Below are 23,910 nucleotides of genomic sequence, written 5' to 3'. Positions count from 1 at the left end.
GAAAAAATGAACAAGTCATGACAGCCACCTAGGCTCTCATAGCTTGTTCATTTGTTTTTTTCGTCCTTTTCCCTCAGCAGGCGATACAACATTTTTCGCAATTTGGAACGGTTGCTGTCCAACAAATTGAAGGAGGCAATGAAGAGCACCACTCCATAGATCAAACCGACTACCAAAACCATCGTTCCCCAGAAAGAAGAAATCGGGAACAGGATAGCGGTCAAAGAAAAGATGATCGCCAAAGCATAGATGACCAAAACAGTCTGGCGGTGCGTAAAACCAAGTAGCAATAAGCGGTGATGTAGGTGACTTTTATCCTTCGCGCTGATGGAACGTTTATGCAAAGTCCGGCGAAGGACGGCAGCGATCGTGTCCGTCAAGGGAACGCCGAGAATGGCCACCGGTATCAGCAGCGATACGAAGGTGGCATGTTTCAAACCGAACAAGGACAGCACTGCGATCATAAAGCCTACGAACAAAGATCCCGTATCCCCCAGAAAAATCGAAGACGGATAGAAGTTGAAGGGCAAAAAGCCCAACAAACTCGCGACCAAAAGGAAGATCATGACAACAGCGGTTATGCCCATATGCGAGGTGAAAAAATAGCTGACGAAACCCATCGTCGAGAGGGAAATGATCGAAGTCCCCGTCGCCAAACCATCCAGCCCGTCCATCAGATTCACCGCATTCGTGATGACCACAATCCAAAGCATCATCACCACGTAACCCGCTTCATGGAATTCGATTGTTCCGAAATAATCCAAAGTCAGGCTGTCTATTTTAATGTCTGTAAAAAAATAGAGGACATTCGCCGCAGTGAGGATGCCGATCATTTTTTGCCAGGGCCTCAGATCATAAGTATCATCGATGATACCCGTCACAAGAATGATCAGCGAGCTCAAAAACATGGCTTCCGCAAAACCGGAACGATTACTCAGAGGAACCCCAAGGAAAAACGCGCCCCAATAAGCTGCAAATATAGCCACGCCTCCCATAGTCGGCGTTTCCTTTATATGCACTTTCGCTTCGGAAGGTTTATCCATCCAGCGGAACCGCCTCGCTGCCGCACGGAACAGATAGGTGAACAACGTACTCGCCAGAATCGTCGCACCGAAAAGAAGCGTAAAATATATAAAAAAACTCACCGGATCCCTCCTTTCATCCTATATTTCCTTAATCATAGGCGATTCCGGTTCTACATGCAAATCGGCCATCTTTTTCAATCGGCGATTCGATAAAAACCATTTGCTTCCGCGTATCGATTTCCAGTGGTCGTGTCGTACTGGATGAGGTCATAATCCGCCAACAGGCTTCTTGCCTGCTCGGACAGTCCCTCTCGGCTCGAGACATATTCCCCGGTGTTGCCATTCACATAAAGCGCCTTTTCAAAAGCCGGCACCTGTTCCTGTAGCGCCATCAACAGGGCTTCAAAAGCAGTAACACGGCTGCTGCTCAATTCCAGCACTTCCGGCAAGAAATAGATAGGACTGGTGACCCCCAGATCCTTATGGACTTCTTGCGTATTGCTGTAGATGAACAGAGGCGTCTCATGCATATTTTGAAGTGTATTCAGCGCGTAAAGTTCCTCGCCGAAAACGCTTGGCCAATGATCCCCCCAAAAAACAACGATGGTTGGCTCATCCCACTCCTGGAGGGTAGCCAGCAATTCCGCCAAAGCTTGATCGCTGTACTGAAGATCCTGCAGATAGTTCCGGATCGACTGGCTGGCTATACCTGTTTCAGCAGCAGAAGGGATAGCTGTGTATTTATCCTGGTAAGGGGTATGGTTCTGCATCGTCACTAAGTGGATAAAATCTTTTTCTGCGCTGGCTTTCAGGATAGCCGTTATTTCAGCGTAAGCTGCTGCATCCGAAATATACGGATTGGTGTCCAACTTTGCCGTATTCGCCATCGTGTCCTCGTAGAGGAAGGTGTCAAAACCCAAAGCCTCATAGTTCTCCAGCCGCTTGTACATGGTCGTATTGTAGGGATGGATGGCGGTAGTCCTGAAGCCTGCCTGTTCCAAACGGGATACGATGGAAGGGAAATTGTCTCGGGAAGACACAAATTGCGTATACGGCGTTGTGATGTTTGCGGCGAAAGGTTCCATCGAAAAGCCCGTCAAAGCCTCAAATTCGATATTGGCGGTCCCGCCGCCATAGCCTTGGGACAACAGCTCGCCACTATAGCTTGTGTCCATCAAAGCTCTTGTGAACGGAATGGGATCAGTTTGCAGATCCAAGCCCACCAACTCAAGCGGGTCCGCAAAACTTTCATTCATGATGTAGATGACATTCGTTTCAGGCAAAGCTACCGTTCTATTTGTATTGATTTCGTCAGCCAGTTGTTGATAGGTTGCTTTCAACACATCGATTTTTTCCTGCGAATAGTCCGCCGGCAGCTTCATTGGCGCAGCCGAAAGGTTGTATAGGAAGCCGGCAACAAAGCCGGTGTTGTAGTAATTCATCTGTTGGCTGTACGGAATCCAATAAGCCGTCCGGTCATAGGCTTTCTTCAGCAGGTTGCCTTCCTGCTGGAACTGGCCGGCATAGCCGAGCGCCATGCTTGTTGTTATCAGAATCAGCACGCGCGATTTCCATCCCAATTTAACGGTTTTCTTGGACTTGGCCTGACGCAGGGAATAAAGCACAAATGCCAGAAACAGCAGGAACACCAGGCTCAATGCCGCCAACGTCCGTCCGTTCAGCATCTCCAAAAGGAAGGTGGCCTCCGTCAGCATCTTCAAGTCGCTCGGATAAACGGGCTCGTTGCGCTGCAGCATCTTCTCATAGGTCGCCATCCCGAGGATTCCTCCCGACAGCACCAGCAAGGCGTTCGCCAAGCGTATGTTCCCTACCAGCGCCCAAAGCCATAGACCCAGCATCACCAATACGCCCGTACTGATCAAGAACTTCTCGGTATGCCAAGCGAATACAAAATTCACGACCAGTCCGGCGTCCAGATCGTTTTGAGTCCATTGAAGAAAAAGATGGACAACGAATACGGTCACCAACAAGCTGAAGCAGTGCAAGAGCAGGATATTCCCCCTGCTTTTGCACTGCAGCTTTTGCTTTTCTTTCATCATTTTAAGTCGTTTACTTATTTTCACTGCAAAACCCCACTATCTGAGCAGATTAGGCTTCTTTCCAAAAACTATCGTAGACTGTTATCGGCAAATGACGTTTATGTTCTGTCTTCGTGTACCAGCCTTCGATGACTTCAGCGTCCTTTTCCGGTATTTCCTTTCCTTCCAGATACGCATCGATCATCTGGTATGTCACGCCCAAAGCTACCTCGTCAGGCAAAGCGGGACGATTTTCTTCCAAGTCCGCTGTCGGTACTTTTTCATAGAGATTTTTCGGCGCACCCAATTCCTGTAATAGTTGGCGACCTTGACGCTTATTCAACCGCCAAATCGGCAATAAGTCGGCTGCGCCGTCCCCGAATTTTGTGAAGAAACCGGTCACGGATTCTGCCGCGTGATCCGTTCCCAGAACAGCACCGCTGCTGTCGCCGGCTATCGCGAACTGAACGATCATACGTTGACGTGCTTTGATGTTGCCTTTATTGAAGTCGGTGATCGTAAGGCCCGCTTCCTCAAGCGCATCGAGTGCAGCGTCAGCCATTTCCTTGATGTTGACGACCAATTTTTGGTCAGGTGAGATGAAATCAAGCGCAGCCTGAGCATCGTGTTCATCAAATTGAATACCGTAAGGGAGGCGCACAGCGATGAATTGGTAACTTTCGTCGCCGGTTTCGTCACGCATTTCCTGGATCGCCAACTGGGCCAATCTGCCCGTCAAAGTGGAGTCTTGGCCTCCGCTGATTCCCAAAACGAATGCCTTCAAGAATGGGTGTGCCGCCAAATAATCTTTCATGAAATCGATGCTGGTGCGGATTTCCTCTTTAGGATCGATTTCCGGTTTTACTCTTAAAGCAGCAATAATTTCTTTTTGTAATGGACGCATCGCTATTCCCCCTTGATTGATCTGATTGGTTATTTAGTGCTTTCCAATAATGATGCTTCTTCTTTTATTTGCTTTTTGATTTCCTTGATTGTAGCCATCTTATGATCGTATGTCTTCTGGGACAAGTCGACCGGATAGTCTTCCGGATTCAGGATACGTTTGTATTCATCCCACAAGCCGCTCATCTGCGCTTCCGAGAATGCTTTTACTTCTTGGAGCGACGGCAATTCATATACAAGTTTGCCTTCTACGATGATATCCTGCAGAATAGGGCGCGCTTCAAAGTCGGTGATGGTTTTGTTGATGTAAGTGAAGACAGGATGGAACATATATAGTTCCGACTCTTGATCGGGTTGTTCTTCCCAAAGCGCAATGTAGTCTCCTTCCGACTTACCGTCGCGCTTGCGTGTGATCCGCCATACTTGTTTCTTGCCCGGTGTGGAGACTTTTTCGGCATTGCTGGAGATTTTCATCGTATCCACCATTTGGCCGTTCTCATCCGCGATCGAGACTAATTTATAGACCGCTCCAAGCGCAGGTTGGTCATAAGCGGTGATCAGTTTGGTGCCGACACCCCAGACATCTATTTTTGCGCCTTGCATCTTCAGGTTCAAGATTGTCAGTTCATCCAGGTCGTTTGATGCGTAGATTTTTGCATCGGTAAAACCTGCCTCGTCCAATTGTTGGCGGACTTTTTTTGAAATGTAGGCCATGTCTCCGCTGTCTAGGCGCACGCCGAGGAAATTGATCTTATCGCCCATTTCCTTCGCCACTTTGATGGCATTTGGCACACCTGATTTCAACGTATCGTAGGTATCCACAAGGAAGACACAATCCTTGTGGGAATGCGCATAAGCCATAAAGGCATCATAATCATTGCGGTAGACCTGCACCATCGAATGCGCATGGGTACCTGAGGCGGGAATACCGAACATTTTAGCAGCCCGGACATTGCTCGTTGCATTGAAGCCGGCGATATAGGCTGCACGGGTGCCCCAAATGGCGGCATCCATTTCCTGCGCTCTTCTGGAACCAAACTCCATCAGTGGCTCATTGTTACAGACATAGCGCAGTCGGGCGGCTTTTGTCGCTATCAGCGTCTGGAAATTTACGATATTCAATAAGGCTGTTTCGATCAATTGGCATTCCGCTAATGGACCTTCCACCTGGACGATCGGTTCATTCGCGAATACGAGATCACCCTCCAAGGCGGAACGGATCGTGCCCGAGAAACGGAAATTTTTCAGATACTCCAAAAAACCTTCATCGTAACCGACATGTTCACGCAAATAGGCGATGTCGGTGTCCGTAAAGCGCAGGTTCTGAATGTAGGATACGAAGCGTTCAAGCCCCGCATAGACGGCATAGCCATTATTGAACGGATACTTCCGGAAGTACAGTTCAAAAATGGCATGTTTTTCGGTAATACCTTCATCCCAATAAGTTTTCATCATGTTAATTTGGTACAAATCAGTATGCAAAGCTAAACTATCATCGTTATAATCATAACTCATCCAACTCACTCATTTCATCTTTGATCGTACGCCTCCGCATTCTGTCGCGGTACAGCAGAAGGAAGTGCTCTATTTACCTATTGTAACGCAATTCCTCACACATTTCCGCTTTTTTGTCCAAAATCCATCAGATTGATTATAGTGATCGGCCCGCATTCCGGCAAATACAACCGGCATTTCTGCGTAAACAAAAAACCATCCTGGCGGGCGGAAAAATGCCCGCCAGGATGGTTTGCTATTTAATAAATGACTCTGATGCCGCGTGCTTCAATTTCTTGCTCGGTCAGAATCTCCCGTTCGCTTTCATCGACTCCGCGGGATGATACTTTATCAAACAAGATTTTGACGGTCTGCAGCATGATTTTCAGATCCAGTATCAAGGAATATTTCTTGATGTAGATCAGATCGAAGTTCAGCTTGCTGTTGAAATCGGAAGCGTACTTCCCATACACTTGCGCATATCCGGTAATTCCGGCACGCACATTGTGGCGCAGATAATAATGCGGGTTCAGTTCCTTGAATTGATCAACGAAGAAAGGACGTTCCGGCCGGGGGCCTACCAGGGACATATCGCCCAGCAATACGTTAAACAACTGCGGCAGCTCATCGATGCGCAGAGAGCGGAGATATTTACCGACTTTCGTTACGCGCACATCGTTGCTTGTTGCCAAAACCGGTCCTGACTCTTTCTCGGCGGTCACACCCATGCTGCGGAACTTCAGAATTTCGAATTCCTTGCCATCTTTGGTGATGCGTGTCTGCTTGTAGAACACGGGACCCTCAGAACTCTTCTTCACCAAGATGGCCGTAACGGCCATAATCGGCGAGGTAATGACGATACCGATGAGCGCAACTGCGATATCGATGATCCGCTTCATAAGGCCATCTTCTGCCGGAATACGGAACGGGGACACTTCGATGATACTTTCATCCTCGATATTCATCATATTCGGATTGACCATGATCAAGTTTTCGAAACTGGTATTCAGAAACATCTTTTTCTCTTTGCTCGTCAACAAATCGTATATTTTCAGTTTTTCGGATTCCTCAATCTGACTCGCTAAGTAGACGATATCCATTTCTTCCAGGTGCCGCAGAACATTTTCGTAGTAATCAGACAAAACAACATGTGTCACGACATGGCGTATGCTTTTTGTATTCGTAAAATTGTCGACTGCCGCGAATACTTCCTTTTCCATCCCGACAATCATGACCCGTTTGCTGCCGCTCACGCGTTGGTACATTTTGAATACCATCACGCGGAAGATGAACAGTATGATTGTTCCCACAAAGAAGTTGATCAGGATGACCGACCGCGGGAACGCCAACCAACGCCCGGCAAAAGTCAGCGCCATGATGATCAATGAAAGGACGAATTCTCCGATGACCGTGATGAACAAGAAGTCACTGATCGACTTGTTATAAAAGATATACGTACCGAACAGGATGTTGACGATGATGAAGATCACCGATACATAGACGATGCTTCCCTGAAAGGCGTCGAAGTTTATCCATGGTATGTCGGTTCCGAATTTTAAATAAAAAGATAGCAGCAATGATCCGATGAACAACAGCATATCAACGATGCCTATGATAATTTTACGGGCTTTATTCCATTCACCTGTTTGATTCACGCTTAATCTCCTCCTCCTTAGACTTGCTTGATATGAATGCATTCATTTTATCATAGTTTATTCTTTTGCGATATGAAAGTTTAGACAGACAACACCCCTCCAACCGTGTACAAGCGCATATGATTAAGGGAGGAGTATCAGACAACTGAAAAAGAACGTCTACATCAGCTTCTATTGCCTGATGTGGACGTTCCTGAGCGGATCAGTTGTCGACAAACACTAATACCGGTTGATTATTTTAATAGGTCCTTCAATTCTTCATGTGTCGCTTGGCCTTCAGCCTGCTCTTTCATCACGCGGATCGATGTAGGCAAGCCGAACAGGCGGATAAAGCCGGCTGCATCGGTATGGTTGTATACATCGTCGCTTTCGAATGTTGCAAAGCTTTCGCTGTACAATGATTTCGCGCTGACAACGCCAGCATCAGTGATATTGCCTTTATACAGCTTCATTTTTACGAAGCCTTCAACATTTTGCTGCGTTTCGTCAACAAAGGCACCCAATGCTTTGCGCAATGGCGTATACCACAAGCCGTTGTAAACAAGCTCCGCATATTTGTTGGCAAGCAATTGTTTATATTGGTAGGTATCTTTGTCCAGGCAAAGTTGTTCCAGTTTGTCGTGGGCATGGTACAGCACAGTTCCGGCTGGCGTTTCATAAACGCCTCTTGATTTCATGCCGACCAAGCGGTTTTCCACGATATCAATGATGCCGACGCCGTTCGCACCAGCGATCACGTTCAATTTCTCAATCAATGCGATGCCGTCCATTGCTTCCCCGTTCAGACTGACGGGAACGCCTTGCTTGAATTCCAGAGTCACATAAGTCGCTTCGTCAGGCGCTTTCTCAGGCGTCACACACATTTCCAGGATTTTATCGTAATCAGGCTCATTGGCTGTCATTTCCAGATCAAGGCCCTCATGCGATAGATGCCACAAGTTTTTATCTTTTGAGTAGTTTGTTTCCAAAGTAATCGGAAGCGGCACGTTACGTGCAGCAGCATACGCAAATTCATCTTCTCTGGAAGTCAGTTCCCATTCTCTCCAAGGAGCGATGATGGTGATGTTCGGATCGAATTCTCTGATCCCGACTTCGAAACGGACCTGGTCATTCCCTTTCCCTGTTGCCCCGTGGACGATTGCGTCAGCGTTTTCCAAGTGCGCAATCTCTACCATTCTTTTGGCAATGATCGGACGCGCAAAAGAAGTCCCCAATAAATATTGTCCTTCGTACTTAGCGCCTGCTTGCAATGTCGGCCAAATGAATTCTTCGACGAATTCTTTTTTCAAGTCTGCAACATACAATTTCGATGCGCCACAGTTGATCGCTTTTTCTTCCAATCGGCTGTAGTCGTCACCTTGTCCTACGTCTCCTACTACGGCGATTACTTCACAGTTGTTGTAATTCTCTTTTAACCAAGGGATGATGACGGACGTATCCAATCCACCTGAGTAAGCCAAAACCACTTTTTTGATTGATTCCTTTGCTGCCATGCTTTTACCTCCTTATACAGATTCAATATCCGTTGCTTTTATGCATGAACTGATATCTACATTTTCGTTTATTCAACAATATGCATTATAGCATATCTGCCATGAAAATCATCCCATTTTTTTACATTATTCTCATTTATCTGTCATACTCTTTTCATTTATAAGCCTTATTTTCCGAACAGCAAAAAGAGAACAGCTAGGGAAATACCCTGTCTGTTCTCTAAATGAGTGATTCAATTTATTTTACGACTTCTTGTGTCTTATCTTGTTTCCAAAGACCTAACATCAAGGCTGAAACGACTGTACCGATCAATAAAGCCAACAAGAACATTAGTGGACGGTTGGCCAATGTGATTACGAACAAGCCACCATGTGGTGCAGGGATCGAAACGGCCCATAGCTGCGTCAAACCACCTGCAATCGCTGAACCAACGATAGATGATCCGATAACGCGCATCGGATCTGCTGCAGCGAATGGAATCGCACCTTCAGTGATGAAGGACAGACCCAACAAGATGTTGGAAAGACCGGATTTTTGTTCGATATCCGTAAATTTGTTTTTGAAAAGCAAGGTTGCGATACCGATTGCCAATGGAGGAATCATCCCACCAGCCATTACAGCTGCCATCAAGCTGCCATCGCCAGTATCCGTGAAGATACCGATTGAGAAGGCATAAGCTGCTTTGTTGAAAGGACCACCCATATCGATTGCCATCATGCCGCCAAGAACAGCACCCAACAGTACTGCGTTACCCGTACCCAAGTTTTCCAGGAAAGTGATCATAGCTGTATTGATTGTGGAGAAGACAGGACCTACCAAGAAGTACATCAACAAGCCAGTGATCAATAGACCGAACACAGGGTACAAGAGAATTGTCTTCATGCCATCCAAGGTACGAGGCAATCCTTTAAAGGCTTTCTTCAGATAAACCATGATGTAACCGGCCAAGAAACCAGCAATCAATCCGCCCAAGAATCCAGCATTTGCTTGCACAGCCAAGTAACCGCCTGCCATACCTGGGAGTAATCCTGGTCGATCTGCGATACTCATTGCAATGTAACCAGCCAAAATCGGAATCAGGAAGCTGAATGCTGCTCCACCAATTGCCATGAAGGAAATGAACAACGGACTATCTGAACCGAATGAAGTTTCGAACAGGAAGGAAATCGCAATCAGGATACCACCACCGACAACAAACGGCAACATGTGTGAAATACCGTTCATCAAGTCTTTGTAGACTCTTCCGATGATAGAAGGCTTCTCATCGCTTTCATTTACAGCGAAGATATCTCCCTCGACATTCAGGATCGGCGCTTCCTGACGCATTGCTTTCGTGATCAATTCTTCCGCTTTATTGATGCCATCGCTTACCGGTCTTTGCAGAACGTGTTTGCCGTTGAAGCGCGCCATCTCAACTTTTTTATCAGCCGCCACGATGACCCCATCGGCACGGCGGATTTCGTCTGCAGTCAATGGGTTCTTGACGCCGTCTGACCCGTTCGTTTCAACGCGGATATCCACGCCCATTTTTTCAGCCATTTGTTTCAATGAATCTTCAGCCATATAGGTGTGTGCAATCCCGGTAGGACATGCCGTTACCGCAATGACAAAAGGTTTTTTCGTTTCGGTTGCTGCTACTGGGGCTGCTTTTGCAGCTGCTTCAGCTTGCTCTTTGGCTTCACGTGCAGCTTCTGCTGCTGCGAATAACCCTTGCACCTCTTCTGGGGTCTGAGCTTTTTTCAATGATGCAGTGAAATCAGGATTGATGAGTAAACGGGATAATGACGCCAAAACTTCCAAGTGAACATTATTTGCGCCTTCCGGAGCCGCGATCATGAAGAACAGATGTGCTGGTTGACCGTCCAACGAAGCATAGTCCACACCGGCTGCACTTTTAGCAAAAACAACAGCTGGTTTCACGACTGCTTTGTTTTTGGCATGCGGCATTGCGATGCCATCGCCCAAACCAGTGGACGTTTGTGATTCACGCTTCATGATGCCCTCTTTGTAAACCGCAACATCATTGATGATGCCGTTAGCGGAGAGACTTGCGATCATTTCATCGATGACGCCCTCTTTGGTTGTTCCTTGCAAATCCATAATCATCAATTCTTTTAATAAAATATCATTGATTTTCATATTAATAAGTTCTCCTCCCTATAGCTGACTGATAGTGACTTGTTTGACTAGAGCATCAATTTTTTCACGTTTGGCTAAATCGTCGGCAAAAGCGGTCGCGCTTCCGCAAGCGATGCTGACTTTGAATGCTTCCAACGGGTCGTGCGTCTTCGTGTATGTCCCGACAAATCCAGCGATCATCGAATCTCCGGAGCCGACTGAATTCTTAAGGACTCCCTTTGGTACTGTACCATGGTAAACACCTTCCGGAGTGAAAAGGATTGCTCCTTTAGCGGCCATCGAGATGATCGCGTACTGCGCTCCAGCTTCAAGCAGCTTCTTCCCGTAAGGCAAGATATCCTCATCGGTTTCGAAAGTAGTATCGAACAATTCCGCCAATTCGTGGTGGTTCGGTTTTACCAATAACGGATGGTACGGCAAGGCATTCTTCAATTCCTCTCCGGTCGTATCGATCAGGAACGGGATGCCTTTGTCCGTCAATCTGCGGATGATGGTCTGATAGTAATCGTCAGGCAAGCTTGTAGGTTTGCTTCCCGCTAAGACTACGATGTCGTTTTCCGGATCAAGCGTATCGAATTGTTTCAGGAATTCTTCGGCGATTGCAGGCTCGATATTCGGGCCCGGCCCGTTCATTTCCGTCTCCATTCCTGACTTGATCTTGACATTGATGCGGGTTGCTTCATCCACATGCGTAAAGTGCGTTTTGCTGTTTTCTGCTTCCAGCCAGTCTTCGATGTATTTTCCGGTAAAACCGCCAAGGAATCCCAAAGCGGTGTTTTCCACTTCCAGTTCATTCAGGATGCGGGAAACGTTGATGCCTTTGCCTCCCGGCAGTTTGAAATCCTGTTGGATGCGGTTCACTTCACCCAACTCGATAGCGGGCAAATGGACGATGTAATCGATGGATGGATTTAATGTTACTGTATATATCATTATTCAGCCTCCCAAATAGTTGTACTGTCTTTCAGGTTACGTTTGATTTCCGACGGGACATTGTGGCTGATGATGCCGCAATCCTCAATATCACAGACCTTCACAAAACTGACTTGTTTGAACTTCGAAGCATCCGCTACGACATAGCTTTGTGCGGCATTCTCGATGGCAATGCGTTTGATGGATGCTTCTTCGGTGTCAGGCGTCGTGAAGCCGTACTGCTTATCGATGCCGTTGATGCCAAGAAAAGCTTTGCTGAAACGGTAATTCCTCATTTGCATTTGGCTGACCGGTCCGATGACTGCTTTTGTCTCCATCTTGATTTTGCCGCCGATAAGGATCGTTTCGAGTTGCAAATCCGCCAATAAGCTGGCATGCGGTACCCCGTTTGTGACGACCAGGATGCTTTTGCCCTTCAAAAAGGGAATCATCTCATAGGTGGTAGATCCGGCATCCAAAAAAACAATGTCTTGGTCGCTTACCAATTGAGCTGCCTTTTCAGCAATCCGTTGTTTATCCTGAACGTTTTTGGATGTTTTATCTTCCATCCTGTCCTCAGCGGAAACGCTATAGTTCCGCTTTGCTCCGCCATGGACACGAACCAAGAAACCAGCCTCTTCAAGAGTGCTTAAATCCCTTCGTATCGTTGATTCAGAACTTCCAGTCTGATCAACAAGCTCCTGTAATTTTACAATGTTGTCTCTGGCTAAAGTGTCTAGAATGATTTTATGCCGCTCATCTGTAAGCACTTTCTATCACCTCTCGAACAAAAATATACCACCTACACGGGAATAAAGCAATCATTTTCCTCCAAAAACATTAAATTTCATTCAAAACCATTCAAAAACCTTGATGGGACAGCTTTTCATAAGGATATTTTTTTCGTTTCCAAACCATAAATGGGTGCTTTCACAGAACAGAAGGCACAAAAAGAGAGTGCAGCCTATTCCGGTGAGGCTATCCAGAGGAGAACAGTTGATGCGGCCCTAACTCCGGTCAATCACCCGCTCATCGTAGCATACTCGCAACTACCGCCCGCAACTTCTGAGAAGCCGGCCTAGTCGGAGAAAACCAGCAAAATGTTTCCCGAACTCCGGAAAAGCCTTCGTTCTACGGAGCACGGGAAACTTCCGGATATCAAAAAAAGGATCATCCCGCCTGATTTTGGCTGGTTGATCCTTTTTTTCGTTAATGCTCGATTTCTAGAGCGGGATTCATCGTATCCTTTATAAACGTGTTCTAAAACTCAGCCACCACTAACGTTGGAGCGAATCATGTAGGGAACAAAAGAGGTTCCCTTCATGATTCGTTCCAACGTACGGGTATCTAAACGCGAATCATCACATCCTGTTAGAACGGTTCTGAATCCTAGAGTTCTCCGCCTAAGCTGAAATCACCACCTCGACCAAAACCAGGTCGTGGTGGTGATTTCCTCTTAGTGCTCAAACTCTGAGCTCAGGATTCATCACACACTGTTTTTTTACATCATGCCCATGCTTGGGTCCATGGCTGGGGCTGGACGGTCGGCTACGATCGCTTCTGTCGATAGGATCAGGGCAGCTACGCTGGCTGCGTTTTGTAAAGCGGAACGTGTCACTTTTGTAGGATCCACGATTCCTGCTTCTATCATGTTCACCCACTCATCGGTTGCGGCGTTATAACCCATACCAACTTCAAGTCCTTTGATCTTATCGGCTACAACAGAGCCTTCTTTACCAGCATTTTCAGCGATTTGTCTCACTGGCTCTTCCAATGAACGCGCTACGATGCGCGCACCTGTTGCTTCGTCGCCGGTCAGTTCCAACGCTTCAACGCGTTTTTGAACGTTGATCAAAGCTGTACCACCACCGGATACGATACCTTCTTCAACAGCGGCGCGGGTTGCATTCAAAGCATCTTCGATACGCAGTTTGCGTTCTTTCAATTCAGTTTCGGTAGCAGCTCCGACTTTGATGACGCCGACGCCACCGGATAATTTCGCAAGACGTTCCTGTAATTTCTCACGGTCAAACTCTGAAGTTGTCTCGGCTGATTGCGCACGGATGACCGCAACACGCTGTTCGATGGCTTCTTTTTCGCCGGCTCCTTCAACGATGGTTGTGGAATCTTTGGTTACGACAACTTTACCTGCACGACCCAAATGTTCTACGGTAGTATCCTTCAATTCCAAGCCTAAATCCTCAGCAATAACGGTACCACCTGTCAGGATTGCGATGTCCTGCAGCATTTCTTTACGGCGGTCACCGAAACCAGGTGCTTTGACTGCCGCTACATTGAATGTTCCGCGCAATTTGTTCAATACTAATGTAGGCAACGCTTCGCCGTCAACATCATCAGCAACGATCAACAATGGGCGACCTTGTTGCAGGATTTGTTCCAATAAAGGCAAGATATCTTGGATATTGGACAATTTACGATCCGTGATCAGGATATAAGGTGCTTCCAATTCTGCTTCCATTTTGTCGTTGTTGGTGACCATGTATTGCGATAGGTAACCGCGGTCGAATTGCATCCCTTCAACAACATCCAACTCGGTTTCGATCCCTTTTGACTCTTCGATCGTGATGACTCCGTCGTTGCCGACTTTCTCCATCGCTTCCGCAATCAATTCGCCGATTTCTTTCGATCCGGACGATACAGCAGCTACCTGTGCGATCGACTCTTTCGAATTTACGGTTTGGGAAATTTCTGCCAAGCCTTTTACGGCTGCTTGAGTAGCCAATTCGATACCGCGGCGGATACCTACCGGATTTGCGCCTGCTGTAACGTTCTTCAAACCTTCACGAACGATCGCTTGTGTCAAAACAGTGGCAGTCGTTGTACCGTCACCAGCAATGTCGTTTGTTTTGGAAGCAACTTCGGAAACCAATTTCGCTCCCATATTTTCGAAACGGTCTTCCAATTCGATTTCTTTGGCGATTGTCACGCCGTCATTCGTGATCAATGGAGAACCGTACGCTTTTTCTAAAACAACGTTGCGGCCTTTAGGTCCTAATGTCACTTTTACGGTATCTGCTAAGATATCCACACCACGAAGCATTGCTGCTCTTGCGTCTTCTGAAAATTTAATGTCTTTTGCCATTTATCGATTCACCTCATGAATTTTATTTTTAGTCCAGGATTGCTACGATGTCGCTTTCTTTGATCACTAAGTATTCTGTGCCTGCATATTTGACTTCTGTGCCTGCATACTTTTCGAAAAGGACAGTATCCCCCGCCTTTACGGTCATTTCGATGGTTACGCCGTTATCCGTCACGCGGCCTGCTCCTACAGCAATAACGGTACCGGTTTGGGATTTTTCTTTAGCGGACGACGGTAAAACGATGCCGCCTACAGATTTTTCCTCTTCTTTGGCAACTTCTACAATAACACGGTTTCCTAATGGTTTTAACAAGATGATCCCTCCAAAAATAAGTTCATTTTAGCACTCATCAACTCAGAGTGCTAAGTTACATTTCTATATTAATCAATCTCCAATTAATTTGCAAGAGGGAAGCCGATTTTTTCTGATTCTATTTTTTTACGCTATTATGCTATACTGTTTATCAAGCGTAAGACGTCAGTTCTCTCAGAAAGGTACTATATATATGAATAAAAAAATACGTTCCAGGTCAACGTTAGCCATACAGATCATTCTCATCTATCTCGCTTCTCAGCTTCTGCCGGTCGTTATACTTTTTTTCATTCCGGAGGCAGATCGCATCGCAGCCGCCATGAATCTCTCGCTATTCTTCGCTTTCCTAGGGACTGTCCTTATGGTAGCATGGAATAGCAGAAAAAAATGGACACCACAAAACAGCCTTACAGAGCAACCAGCCGCCCCAATCGGAAAAACGCTCGCGATCGGAATCTTTGGCTTCTTGGGAGCTATCCTGATTCAGATCGTCGCGATGAACGTGGAGTATCTTTTGTTCAAGATGCCCGTAATTTCCGAAAATACGGAAGTATTGCTGGACTTGACAAACCGCTATCCATTCTTTATTTTTAACATTATCATCTTTGCACCTGTGATGGAGGAATTTGTATTCCGTAAAGCGATTGTCACACATCTGGTTGATGCAATCGGGATCGTCGGCGCAGCCACTATCAGTGCTTTGCTTTTTGCGATTGCGCATAATGATGGGCACTATTTGGTTTATGGCTCTCTGGGACTATGGTTTTCTTTCCTTTATTACAGAACAAGAAACATAGCCACTCCGATGATTGCGCATGCGTTGATGAATGCTGTATCCGCTTTGCCGATTCTCTCCCAACTCATTTCGTAAGGCACGTGAAGTCCGCTATTTAGGAAAAAGAAAGGAATAACATGACTTTAAAAAATCTATTAATTCAAGTAATCATCCGTTTTGTTTTCGCAATCCTCTTCATTTCACTGGCAGTCGACGCAGTGAATACTGCAGGGTGGGGATTCATGGCCATCATCAGCGTGCTGTTCGCAACGAGTGATGTCGTAAAAGGCGTTCGCATGTTCAACGCCTACCTGAAAATCAAAAACAGCATCGACAAAAACTAGGAAAAGCGGTACAAGCCCGCTCTGCCTCGAAAGAAATTTAGGAAATCTGGCCTCGCAACGTTTCCTACGGTCACCTTGTACTAGGGCTCTAAGGGATGAATCCTTAAGAGTCCCATGCAAATGAGCATCGTAGAGCGCAATTGCTGAGAGACTTCCTGCGTCAGCAGGTTAGTCGAACAGTATCCTTGGCTCGAAGAGACAAGGGGTTCCTGCCTCTCTTTCCGAGAGGCAGGCTTGGACCGCTAGACATCACTTTGGAAACACCAAATAATTTGCTGACCTTTAAATCACCCTTGGTGATGCATTTCTTTGTTCAAAATGTATACCTACTTGCTAATGAAAAAAAGAAGGATGAGGCGGCCTCATCCTTCTTTTTGCGTTTTCTTATCATCAACTGCCGACTTTGCTCAGCCGATATCATTGTCCAAGAAATAAATCAACGTCTGCAATTCATTCGTCAAATCCACATTCTGAACGCGGACATTTTCCGGAACGGAAAGACGGATCGGGGTAAAGTTCATGATGCCGCGAACGCCCGCTTCGGTCAAACGGTTCGTTGCATCCTGCGCAACTTCTTGGGGAACGGTCAGAATGGCTACATCAATCTGTTGGATACGCAACTGCTCCACCATATCCGTCATGGGGTACACCGGTACACCACTGAGGATTTTACCAACAATGCCTTCATTGACATCAAATGCTGCACTGATGCGCACATTGTTGCTTACGTGGAAGTTGTAGTTCAACAAGGCATGACCCAAATTACCCACACCGATCAAAGCAACGTTCGTCAAACGGTCCTGATTCAAGGTTTTGCTGAAGAAATCCAACAAATACTCGACATCATAGCCGTATCCTCTTTTACCCAGTGCGCCAAAATATGAAAAATCCCTACGGATAGTAGCACTATCCACTTTTACTGCTTCACTGAGCTCAGTGGATGAAACACGTTTTTTACCAGCGTTATGCAAAAAGCGCAAATAGCGGTGGTAAATCGGCAACCTCCTTGCCGTAGCTTTTGGAATATCATTCGTCGACATTTTTTTTCCTCTTCTTTCCTCTTTCATTTCGTAACTCATAGTGTTTGTGCGATTCCGACAAACTTTAAAAAGTATGTTCACATACTTAAGCTTTCATTTCATACTGCCTATTATATCACCTGATTGTGAAAAATCTACTAATTTGTTCGAAATCGGACTTGATTGTGAAGCCTTTTTTGAGCAACATGTGAAATACTGTAACAAATGTAAGCGGAGTCGCCAACATTTTTTCACATGTGCAAATACGTGAATATAGCAATAACTTTGCTTGTCCCTATCGAATCAATGCATGCTGTGATAAAATGGAAGGGATAAATGCCAGCATTTGCTTAGAAAGAGGACACTACATATGATTTTACTGCAAGGACAAAATTTGGCGCGCCTTTTTGGGGCGAGCGTCTTATTCGACAATATTCAAATTACTGTTCAAGACCATTCGCGTATTGCACTCGTCGGCCGAAACGGAGCCGGCAAATCGACCTTGCTGAAGATTTTGGCAGGCATCGAAGCAACGGATGCCGGCTCTGTTTCAAAGAGCAAGGACGTAACGATCGGCTACCTGGATCAGCATAGCGCGGTCGATTCATCCAACACGATTTGGCAGGAAATGTTGACCATTTTTGCCCCGCTCATCCAATTAAGTAAGGAAGCTGAACAAGCCGCCGTCGCTTTAGGGGATCCGGACTTGCTCGAGGATGAAGAAGCCTACCAAAAAGCTCTGGAACGCTATGACCATCTCCAGCATACTTTGCACGAAAAGAACGCGTACGGCTATGAGTCCGAGATCCGTTCGGTGCTTCACGGATTCCAGTTCTACGAAGGAGATTACGATCGTCCGATTTCCCAATTGTCAGGCGGCCAGAAAACCAGGCTTGCCTTGGCCAAAATCCTGCTTGAAAAGAACGACCTGCTCATTTTGGATGAGCCCACCAACCATCTGGACATCGATACGCTGGCTTGGCTGGAAAATTATCTGATCGGTTACAACGGCTCGCTTTTGATCGTTTCCCATGACCGATACTTCCTGGACAAAGTCGCCACGGAGGTGTATGAAATCAGCCGCCACAAGATCCAGCACTACAAAGGCAACTACTCCTATTATCTGACCGAGAAAGCCGCCCGCCTGGAGCAGGAATTGAAGGCTTACGAGAAGCAACAGGATGAAATATCCAAATTGGAGGATTATGTCGCCCGCAATCTGGCGCGCGCTTCCACGACCAAAATGGCGCAAAGCCGCCGCAAACGTCTGGAAAAAATGGAGCGGATGGACAGACCGAAAGGCGATGAGCGTTCCGCTCGCTTCTCTTTCGATATCGCAAAAGAAAGCGGAAATGTCGTCTTGACGCTGGAAAATGGGGCTGTCGGATATGCCGATAAAATCCTGGCTGATCCGATCAATCTTGACATCCGTAAACAGCAGGCGATCGCGATCGTCGGGCCGAACGGGATCGGCAAGTCCACTTTGCTGAAGTCGATCATTTCCGAGATTCCGCTTTTGAAAGGCAGAGTCCAGCTCGGCGCCAATGTCGATCTCGGTTATTATGACCAAGAATTAGGCAACCTTTCCAAAAACAAGAGCGTTCTCGCCGAAATCTGGGATCTTCATCCCACGCTGAACGAAAAAGATGTGCGCAGTATCCTGGGGAGCTTCCTGTTCTCCGGCGCCGATGTCGAAAAAACGATTCCGGCATTGAGCGGCGGCGAGAAGGCAAGGCTTTCGCTCTGCAAGCTGGCACTGGACCAAAAGAATTTCCTTGTCCTCGATGAACCCACAAACCATTTGGACATCGACAGCAAAGAAGTGCTTGAAAATGCCTTGATCGATTATGACGGCACCCTGCTTTTCGTATCCCACGACCGCTATTTCATCAACCGGATTGCGACAAACATTGTCGAACTTTCCGCTGAGGGCAGTAAATTATACCTCGGGGACTACGATTACTATATTGAAAAGAAACAGCAAGAAGCGGCGTTGGCAGCTTTGCAGCAGGCCGAAAACGCCACGGAAACAAACGCTGCCGTTGAGCCTCTTTCGAGAGCAAAAGGGGATTACGTTTCTTCCAAGGAAAAACTGAAATTGGAAAGAAAACTGGCTCGGCAGGTGGAGGCTTTGGAGGATGAATTGGCGACCGTCGAGGAGGCCATCGCTGCGATCGAGCTGCAATTGACCGAACCGGAAGTCTACGGTGACCATGAAAAAGTCCAACAGTTCAACCAGCAGTTGCTCGCCCTACAGGCACGGCAGGACGAGCTGATGCAGGATTGGGAAAATCAGACAACCGCTCTCGAGGAACTGAATGAATAGTGAAGCCGATAAGCGTTTCCTGTCTTAGTTGAGGAATGCCGGAACTTTTGTTAAGTTGCACTCGAACAAGTACGCATAATAGGAATATGGAGGTACGAATATGTTGGAAGCCGTTTTATTTGATATGGATGGTGTCATCATCGATACGGAACCATTCTTTTTGCGATCAGAAAGTATGCTATTGAAGGAATTCGGAGTGGACACCGAGTTGGAGTATCATTTCCGCTACCAAGGGACCACGCACGAATACATGTGGGAAACAATGAAAAATGAATTCAATCTGGATGCCCCGGTAGGAGAATTGGTGGAACGGGCGAACGTCATCCGCAATCGCCTGATGGATGAAGACGGCCTGCAGCCGATACCGGGTGTGATTCCCTTCATTGCACGTCTGCATGAAGCCGGTGTTCCTTTGGCAATCGCCTCCTCTTCTCCTTTGACGGATATCCATAAGGCTGTAAAAGCATTGGACATCGAAAAATATTTCAGCTATTTTGTTTCGGGGGAAAGCGTTGCGCATTCCAAGCCCGCGCCCGATATTTTCCTGGATGCTGCAGAAAACTTGAATGCCAAACCGGAGAACTGCGTTGTCATTGAGGACTCCAAAAACGGAGTTGCCTCTGCACATGCGGCCGGCTGCAAATGCATCGGTTTCCGTAATCTCGAGTTCCCTCCGCAGGATCTGTCGTTGGCTTCCGTCATCGTCACCGATTTTTCGGATCTCGATGCCGATTACTGCCGAGCGCTGGTCGATTAAGAATAAGAAAAGCTGAACGGGTTCGTTCAGCCCTGAAAGAAATTTAGGAAATCTGTCTGCCTGAGCATCGAAGAGCGCAATTGCTGAGAGACTTTCTGCGTCAGCAGATTAGTCGAACAGTATGTCTTGGCTCGCAGAGACAAGAGGTTCCTTATTCTTTTTTCCGAAGGGCTAACCCGTGAAGCTGGACATCATTTTAGATGCATGAAACATTTTCCAAACTTGTGAAACACCTACGGTGATGCATTTTTCACTCTGAAAAATTTTATAAATTCCTGTATGTCAAAAAAAGAGAACGTTAGTCGACATAGTCGGCCAGCGTTCTCTTTTATTATTCGCCTAAAACCAAGCCCGGATGTGCATTCAGATCGTATCCGGCAAAATGTTTTTGTTGGTATTCGGTGTAAGCCGCAGCTCCGATCATCGCCGCATTATCCCCGCAGAGCGACAACGGCGGAATGACTACCTCGACTTCCGGAAGCTCCAGTGCCATTTTTGCCGACAAAGCTTCACGCAAGCCTCTGTTGGCGGCGACTCCGCCGGCCAACAGCAGCTGCTTAATGTTCTTTTCCTTGGCCGCGCGCAACGTCTTATGCACCAGAACCTCCACGACACTTGCCTGGAAACTGGCGGCCAAATCATAGGGATTGATGTCATCCCCTTTTTGGCGTGCATTGTGGACAGTATTGATGACGGAACTTTTCAATCCGCTGAAGCTGAAATCGTAATTGTCTTCTTTGATCATAGCGCGCGGAAAATGCATCGTTTCCTTACCTTCATGAGCCATTTCATCCATTTTCTTTCCACCAGGATAAGGCAAGCCCAAAATGCGTCCGATCTTGTCGTAAGCTTCCCCCGCGGCATCATCCCGCGTTTCGCCGATGATATCGAAAGAGCCGTCCTTTTCCATATACACCAATTCCGAGTGCCCTCCGCTGACAACCAACGATAGCAATGGGTAGCGCATCGGAGTCACCAACTGGTTCGCATAGATATGGCCGGCCATATGATTGACCGGAATGAGCGGTTTCTGATGGGCAAAAGCAAGAGCTTTCGCCGCACTGACACCGATCAACAACGAACCTACCAAACCCGGGCCATGCGTCACAGCAACTGCATCGATGGCATCGAAAGTTACCTGCGCTTCATTTAATGCCGCTTCCACGATTTGAGTGATCTGCTCTACATGATGACGGCTCGCCACTTCCGGGACGACCCCGCCAAAACGCATATGGCTTTTGATCTGGGAAGCGACAACATTCGAAAGGACTGCATTTCCGTTTTTCACCACAGCTACACTCGTTTCATCGCAACTGCTCTCAATCGCGAGTATGGTCACATCTGTTTGCGTCATCAGCCTTCCGCCTCCTCTTTATTTTCCGATGTCAGCGCCAATTCCATGATGTAGGCATCCTCGATCGGATTCTGATAATACTCTTTTCTTCGGTATATTTCTGTGAAACCTATTTTTTTGTACAGGTTGTAGGCAGCTTCGTTGGAGACACGGACTTCAAGCCAAAGCCGTTCCATCCCCTGCGTTTGCAGCAAGACGATCATCTCCTGCAACAATTTTGTTCCGATGCCTCTTCCTTGCTGATTAGGTGCTACCGCAAAATTATTGACCGATGCCTCATCCACAACCGCCATGCAACAAATATAGCCCACCAGCTTGTTTTCTTCCATGCAGCCTGTGTAAAGGGAATGATTATCCTTCAGTTCAGACAGGAACGAAGAAGCTTTCCAACTGGAATGCCCCTCATTGGCCAGCAATGTAAGTTCGTACAAACCCTGTGCATGTTGCTCCAACTTGCCTGCGTCCGCCTTCAGGTCGCAGATTTCAAACGTGCGTTGCATGAACATCTTCCTTTACTTCCGATTGTTTTCCCGCTAACGGCCATACCATCTCTAAAGCGTCTTCGCCATCACCGTGGTAATAATGCTGCTTGACACGCTCAGGCAGAAAACCCATTTCCGCGTACAAAGCCTTCGCCCGATGGTTTGACATCCTCACTTCCAGACTGATGCTGGTGGCGCCTTTTTCGTCTGCAAAGCTTCTCAGTACCCGCAACAACAAAGTAGCCGCACCTATCTGCTGAAATTCGGGCACTACCGCCAAATTCGTGATATGGATATCTTTTCCGTCCAATCTGGCACCCAAAAAAGCGATGGGCGAATACCCTTCATACAGAACGTAATACAGCGATTTGGGATTCTGCAATATATCATTCTCCAATGCGGTCCTTCCCCAGGGTGTTGCGCCATCGTAGCTCATCCGCTCGATATAAAGAATATCGGGAATGTGCTGTTTTTCGCCGACCATTAATCTGACAGGAAGCTGGTTACGCAGCAGATAGGTTTTCTCATTGGAGAGAACGCGCTTTGAATGGATTTTGGCCAGAACATCAAATCGGATTTCCTTATACATGGATTTAAATCGATGAATCCACTCTCTCAACGTAGTCTTCCCTCCGATTACTAAGATGCTGTTGTTCCCATTTTTCTTCAGCTTCCGGTTTTTTTAAGTAGGACGGCACAAAGGTGTGCGGATCCTCCGCGGTCGCGGATTCCGAAAGTGTGGCCAGCACGCTCGCGCGCGGTAAAGCCTGTGATTCTCCAGCAAATAGCGCGCGTTCCTTGAATAATTCACCGATGCGTTCGCGGTATTTGCTGACATCCTCTCCCACGAACAGATAAGTGCCTTCTTCCGCCAACAAGCGCTGGAACCACTCTTCGCTGGCTATATGTGTGTCGGCAATCCGTTCCACCAACAAATTGTCCTCGAATTGATAAACAGCTGTGTAACAGTTCCCCCTGCGCGCATCAATCATAGGAACAAGCTTGTGCGCAGCCCCTTCGCAATTGCCGGCGATAACCTTCAGGCTGGAGATCGGCACTAAAGGAATCGCTAACGTCCATGCCAAAGTTTTCGCGATGGTCGCTCCGATCCTGACTCCTGTGTAGGAGCCCGGCCCCTTAGCGACTGCGATGCATTCCAAATCGGCAGGTTTCCATCCGGCAAGTTTCATGACATGATCCACTGCTGGCATCAATTGGGTACTGTGCTGAAGATTTCCGTTGGTGGTGACTTCTGCGAGCAAGCGTCCATTTTCGCATACAGCCGCGCTCATGGTCTGGTTTGAGGATTCAATGGCTAATATTTTCATCTGAATAGCCTCCTTTCCCTGATTATTCTGCTCATCTAGTATAGCATTTAATCAAGGCGATAAAAAGTATGCATCCTTCTAAATACTTCCTGAAGGACGCTGGATGCCCAGTTGGTCTCAAGGGCTATTGCTTGATTCTGATAATAAATGCTTTAAAATAGGTTATAGTAAGCGAAGCCAATCAGTGTGAAATCAAAAGGAGGAAACATCATGGATTCAGGTATGGGCGATAAATTAAAAGGCATGAAGGACAAAGTAGTCGGCAAAATCAAAGAGGAATACGGCGACCTAGTGGACGACCCAGAAAAAGAACTCGAAGGAAAACTCCAACAAGCACGCGGTGAAGCAGTCGAAAAAGCGGGCGAAATCAAAGAAGACATCAGCGACAAAGTCGATGATTTAGCCGATAAAGCAAATGATAAAATCGATGAGTGGAAAAAATAAGACT

Annotated in this window: 21 protein-coding genes and 1 pseudogene; 5 read left to right on the top strand and 17 right to left on the bottom strand. The window is 47.0% G+C overall.

Annotated elements, in window-relative coordinates; translation table 11 throughout:
* Nucleotides 1-47 precede the first annotated feature (47 nt).
* The 12 genes and pseudogenes from BMZ71_RS00725 to groES all read right to left on the bottom strand — a co-directional run bounded on the left by BMZ71_RS00725 (nucleotide 48) and on the right by groES (nucleotide 15,077).
* Complete coding sequence (locus tag BMZ71_RS00725; RefSeq protein ID WP_245734353.1) at nucleotides 48-1,145, bottom strand: glycosyltransferase family 4 protein; 1,098 nt, start codon at nucleotides 1,143-1,145, stop codon at nucleotides 48-50.
* 74 nt (nucleotides 1,146-1,219) lie between these two features.
* On the bottom strand, nucleotides 1,220-3,109 hold the full coding sequence (locus BMZ71_RS00720) for an LTA synthase family protein (protein ID WP_245734352.1): 1,890 nt from the start codon (nucleotides 3,107-3,109) through the stop codon (nucleotides 1,220-1,222).
* A gap of 25 nt (nucleotides 3,110-3,134) precedes the next feature.
* Nucleotides 3,135-3,968 carry an ammonia-dependent NAD(+) synthetase gene (nadE, locus tag BMZ71_RS00715; protein WP_086988704.1) on the bottom strand — a complete coding sequence of 278 codons (834 nt, stop codon included), beginning with the start codon at nucleotides 3,966-3,968 and terminating at the stop codon, nucleotides 3,135-3,137.
* Nucleotides 3,969-3,997: 29 nt separating this feature from the next.
* Nucleotides 3,998-5,482, bottom strand: coding sequence for a nicotinate phosphoribosyltransferase (locus BMZ71_RS00710; RefSeq protein WP_086988705.1), 1,485 nt, complete (start codon nucleotides 5,480-5,482; stop codon nucleotides 3,998-4,000).
* 239 nt (nucleotides 5,483-5,721) lie between these two features.
* On the bottom strand, nucleotides 5,722-7,116 hold the full coding sequence (locus BMZ71_RS00705) for a sugar transferase (RefSeq protein ID WP_177187444.1): 1,395 nt from the start codon (nucleotides 7,114-7,116) through the stop codon (nucleotides 5,722-5,724).
* Nucleotides 7,117-7,349: 233 nt separating this feature from the next.
* On the bottom strand, nucleotides 7,350-8,609 hold the full coding sequence (locus BMZ71_RS00700; protein ID WP_086988707.1) for an argininosuccinate synthase: 1,260 nt from the start codon (nucleotides 8,607-8,609) through the stop codon (nucleotides 7,350-7,352).
* Between the two features lie 238 nt (nucleotides 8,610-8,847).
* On the bottom strand, nucleotides 8,848-10,749 hold the full coding sequence (locus tag BMZ71_RS00695) for a PTS fructose transporter subunit IIABC (protein ID WP_086988708.1): 1,902 nt from the start codon (nucleotides 10,747-10,749) through the stop codon (nucleotides 8,848-8,850).
* A gap of 18 nt (nucleotides 10,750-10,767) precedes the next feature.
* Entirely contained in the window at nucleotides 10,768-11,682 is a 915-nt protein-coding gene (gene pfkB, locus BMZ71_RS00690; RefSeq protein ID WP_086988709.1) for a 1-phosphofructokinase, read from the bottom strand.
* Entirely contained in the window at nucleotides 11,682-12,230 is a 549-nt protein-coding gene (locus BMZ71_RS00685; RefSeq protein ID WP_245734357.1) for a DeoR/GlpR family DNA-binding transcription regulator, read from the bottom strand. The genes pfkB and BMZ71_RS00685 overlap by 1 nt, the downstream gene beginning before the upstream one ends.
* A gap of 33 nt (nucleotides 12,231-12,263) precedes the next feature.
* Nucleotides 12,264-12,431 (bottom strand): annotated as a pseudogene (locus BMZ71_RS15235) (DeoR family transcriptional regulator); the annotation flags it as partial.
* Nucleotides 12,432-13,162: 731 nt separating this feature from the next.
* The gene (gene groL / locus BMZ71_RS00680; RefSeq protein ID WP_086988711.1) at nucleotides 13,163-14,764 is read right to left on the bottom strand and encodes a chaperonin GroEL; all 1,602 of its coding nucleotides are present in this window, start codon (nucleotides 14,762-14,764) and stop codon (nucleotides 13,163-13,165) included.
* Nucleotides 14,765-14,792: 28 nt separating this feature from the next.
* Nucleotides 14,793-15,077, bottom strand: a complete 285-nt coding sequence (groES, locus tag BMZ71_RS00675; protein ID WP_068560996.1) for a co-chaperone GroES — start codon at nucleotides 15,075-15,077, stop codon at nucleotides 14,793-14,795.
* Between the two features lie 193 nt (nucleotides 15,078-15,270).
* On the opposite strand from groES, the gene BMZ71_RS00670 reads away from it, so the two are divergent.
* Nucleotides 15,271-15,948: a CPBP family intramembrane glutamic endopeptidase gene (locus tag BMZ71_RS00670; RefSeq protein WP_068560997.1), complete on the top strand. Its 678-nt coding sequence runs from the start codon at nucleotides 15,271-15,273 to the stop codon at nucleotides 15,946-15,948.
* A 41-nt stretch (nucleotides 15,949-15,989) separates the two neighbouring features.
* Nucleotides 15,990-16,196 carry a DUF4305 domain-containing protein gene (locus BMZ71_RS00665; protein WP_086988713.1) on the top strand — a complete coding sequence of 69 codons (207 nt, stop codon included), beginning with the start codon at nucleotides 15,990-15,992 and terminating at the stop codon, nucleotides 16,194-16,196.
* A 407-nt stretch (nucleotides 16,197-16,603) separates the two neighbouring features.
* Here the strand turns inward: BMZ71_RS00665 and BMZ71_RS00660 are convergent, their stop codons facing one another.
* On the bottom strand, nucleotides 16,604-17,236 hold the full coding sequence (locus tag BMZ71_RS00660; RefSeq protein ID WP_068560999.1) for a redox-sensing transcriptional repressor Rex: 633 nt from the start codon (nucleotides 17,234-17,236) through the stop codon (nucleotides 16,604-16,606).
* Nucleotides 17,237-17,585: 349 nt separating this feature from the next.
* Between BMZ71_RS00660 and BMZ71_RS00655 the strand changes: the two genes are divergently transcribed.
* Both BMZ71_RS00655 and BMZ71_RS00650 read left to right on the top strand, forming a co-directional pair.
* Nucleotides 17,586-19,541 carry an ABC-F family ATP-binding cassette domain-containing protein gene (locus BMZ71_RS00655; protein ID WP_086988714.1) on the top strand — a complete coding sequence of 652 codons (1,956 nt, stop codon included), beginning with the start codon at nucleotides 17,586-17,588 and terminating at the stop codon, nucleotides 19,539-19,541.
* Between the two features lie 100 nt (nucleotides 19,542-19,641).
* A complete protein-coding gene (locus BMZ71_RS00650; RefSeq protein WP_086988715.1) occupies nucleotides 19,642-20,298 on the top strand; it encodes an HAD family hydrolase in 657 nt (218 codons plus the stop codon).
* 331 nt (nucleotides 20,299-20,629) lie between these two features.
* Here the strand turns inward: BMZ71_RS00650 and tsaD are convergent, their stop codons facing one another.
* Genes tsaD through tsaB form a run of 4 tightly spaced genes read right to left on the bottom strand, consistent with a single transcriptional unit; the run spans nucleotide 20,630 to nucleotide 23,462 of the window.
* On the bottom strand, nucleotides 20,630-21,652 hold the full coding sequence (gene tsaD / locus BMZ71_RS00645) for a tRNA (adenosine(37)-N6)-threonylcarbamoyltransferase complex transferase subunit TsaD (RefSeq protein WP_086988716.1): 1,023 nt from the start codon (nucleotides 21,650-21,652) through the stop codon (nucleotides 20,630-20,632).
* Nucleotides 21,652-22,152, bottom strand: coding sequence for a ribosomal protein S18-alanine N-acetyltransferase (gene rimI, locus BMZ71_RS00640; protein ID WP_177187443.1), 501 nt, complete (start codon nucleotides 22,150-22,152; stop codon nucleotides 21,652-21,654). Before rimI (BMZ71_RS00640) ends, tsaD begins: the two co-directional genes overlap by 1 nt.
* Nucleotides 22,136-22,753 carry a ribosomal protein S18-alanine N-acetyltransferase gene (gene rimI / locus BMZ71_RS00635; protein WP_143071379.1) on the bottom strand — a complete coding sequence of 206 codons (618 nt, stop codon included), beginning with the start codon at nucleotides 22,751-22,753 and terminating at the stop codon, nucleotides 22,136-22,138. Before rimI (BMZ71_RS00635) ends, rimI (BMZ71_RS00640) begins: the two co-directional genes overlap by 17 nt.
* The gene (gene tsaB, locus BMZ71_RS00630) at nucleotides 22,728-23,462 is read right to left on the bottom strand and encodes a tRNA (adenosine(37)-N6)-threonylcarbamoyltransferase complex dimerization subunit type 1 TsaB (protein WP_086988719.1); all 735 of its coding nucleotides are present in this window, start codon (nucleotides 23,460-23,462) and stop codon (nucleotides 22,728-22,730) included. Before tsaB ends, rimI (BMZ71_RS00635) begins: the two co-directional genes overlap by 26 nt.
* Before the next feature lie 210 nt (nucleotides 23,463-23,672).
* Between tsaB and BMZ71_RS00625 the strand changes: the two genes are divergently transcribed.
* Nucleotides 23,673-23,906: a CsbD family protein gene (locus BMZ71_RS00625; RefSeq protein WP_086988720.1), complete on the top strand. Its 234-nt coding sequence runs from the start codon at nucleotides 23,673-23,675 to the stop codon at nucleotides 23,904-23,906.
* Nucleotides 23,907-23,910: the final 4 nt, after the last annotated feature.

This window comes from Trichococcus flocculiformis (genome assembly GCF_900113645.1).
GTDB classification, from domain to species: domain Bacteria; phylum Bacillota; class Bacilli; order Lactobacillales; family Aerococcaceae; genus Trichococcus; species Trichococcus flocculiformis.
Note: the sequence above shows the minus strand (reverse complement) of the source record. Positions and strands in the feature narration are given on the sequence as shown.

Excerpts from the sequence above, each read along its gene's own strand:
- BMZ71_RS00710 (WP_086988705.1), bottom strand. The coding sequence starts at position 5,482 with ATGAGTTATGATTATAACGATGATAGTTTAGCTTTGCATACTGATTTG.
- groL (WP_086988711.1), bottom strand. The coding sequence starts at position 14,764 with ATGGCAAAAGACATTAAATTTTCAGAAGACGCAAGAGCAGCAATGCTT.
- nadE (WP_086988704.1), bottom strand. The coding sequence starts at position 3,968 with ATGCGTCCATTACAAAAAGAAATTATTGCTGCTTTAAGAGTAAAACCG.
- pfkB (WP_086988709.1), bottom strand. The coding sequence starts at position 11,682 with ATGATATATACAGTAACATTAAATCCATCCATCGATTACATCGTCCAT.
- BMZ71_RS00670 (WP_068560997.1), top strand. The coding sequence starts at position 15,271 with ATGAATAAAAAAATACGTTCCAGGTCAACGTTAGCCATACAGATCATT.
- BMZ71_RS00660 (WP_068560999.1), bottom strand. The coding sequence starts at position 17,236 with ATGTCGACGAATGATATTCCAAAAGCTACGGCAAGGAGGTTGCCGATT.
- BMZ71_RS00665 (WP_086988713.1), top strand. The coding sequence starts at position 15,990 with ATGACTTTAAAAAATCTATTAATTCAAGTAATCATCCGTTTTGTTTTC.
- tsaB (WP_086988719.1), bottom strand. The coding sequence starts at position 23,462 with ATGAAAATATTAGCCATTGAATCCTCAAACCAGACCATGAGCGCGGCT.
- BMZ71_RS00695 (WP_086988708.1), bottom strand. The coding sequence starts at position 10,749 with ATGAAAATCAATGATATTTTATTAAAAGAATTGATGATTATGGATTTG.
- BMZ71_RS00625 (WP_086988720.1), top strand. The coding sequence starts at position 23,673 with ATGGATTCAGGTATGGGCGATAAATTAAAAGGCATGAAGGACAAAGTA.
- BMZ71_RS00685 (WP_245734357.1), bottom strand. The coding sequence starts at position 12,230 with ATGGAAGATAAAACATCCAAAAACGTTCAGGATAAACAACGGATTGCT.
- BMZ71_RS00655 (WP_086988714.1), top strand. The coding sequence starts at position 17,586 with ATGATTTTACTGCAAGGACAAAATTTGGCGCGCCTTTTTGGGGCGAGC.
- rimI (WP_177187443.1), bottom strand. The coding sequence starts at position 22,152 with ATGCAACGCACGTTTGAAATCTGCGACCTGAAGGCGGACGCAGGCAAG.
- BMZ71_RS00700 (WP_086988707.1), bottom strand. The coding sequence starts at position 8,609 with ATGGCAGCAAAGGAATCAATCAAAAAAGTGGTTTTGGCTTACTCAGGT.
- BMZ71_RS00650 (WP_086988715.1), top strand. The coding sequence starts at position 19,642 with ATGTTGGAAGCCGTTTTATTTGATATGGATGGTGTCATCATCGATACG.
- tsaD (WP_086988716.1), bottom strand. The coding sequence starts at position 21,652 with ATGACGCAAACAGATGTGACCATACTCGCGATTGAGAGCAGTTGCGAT.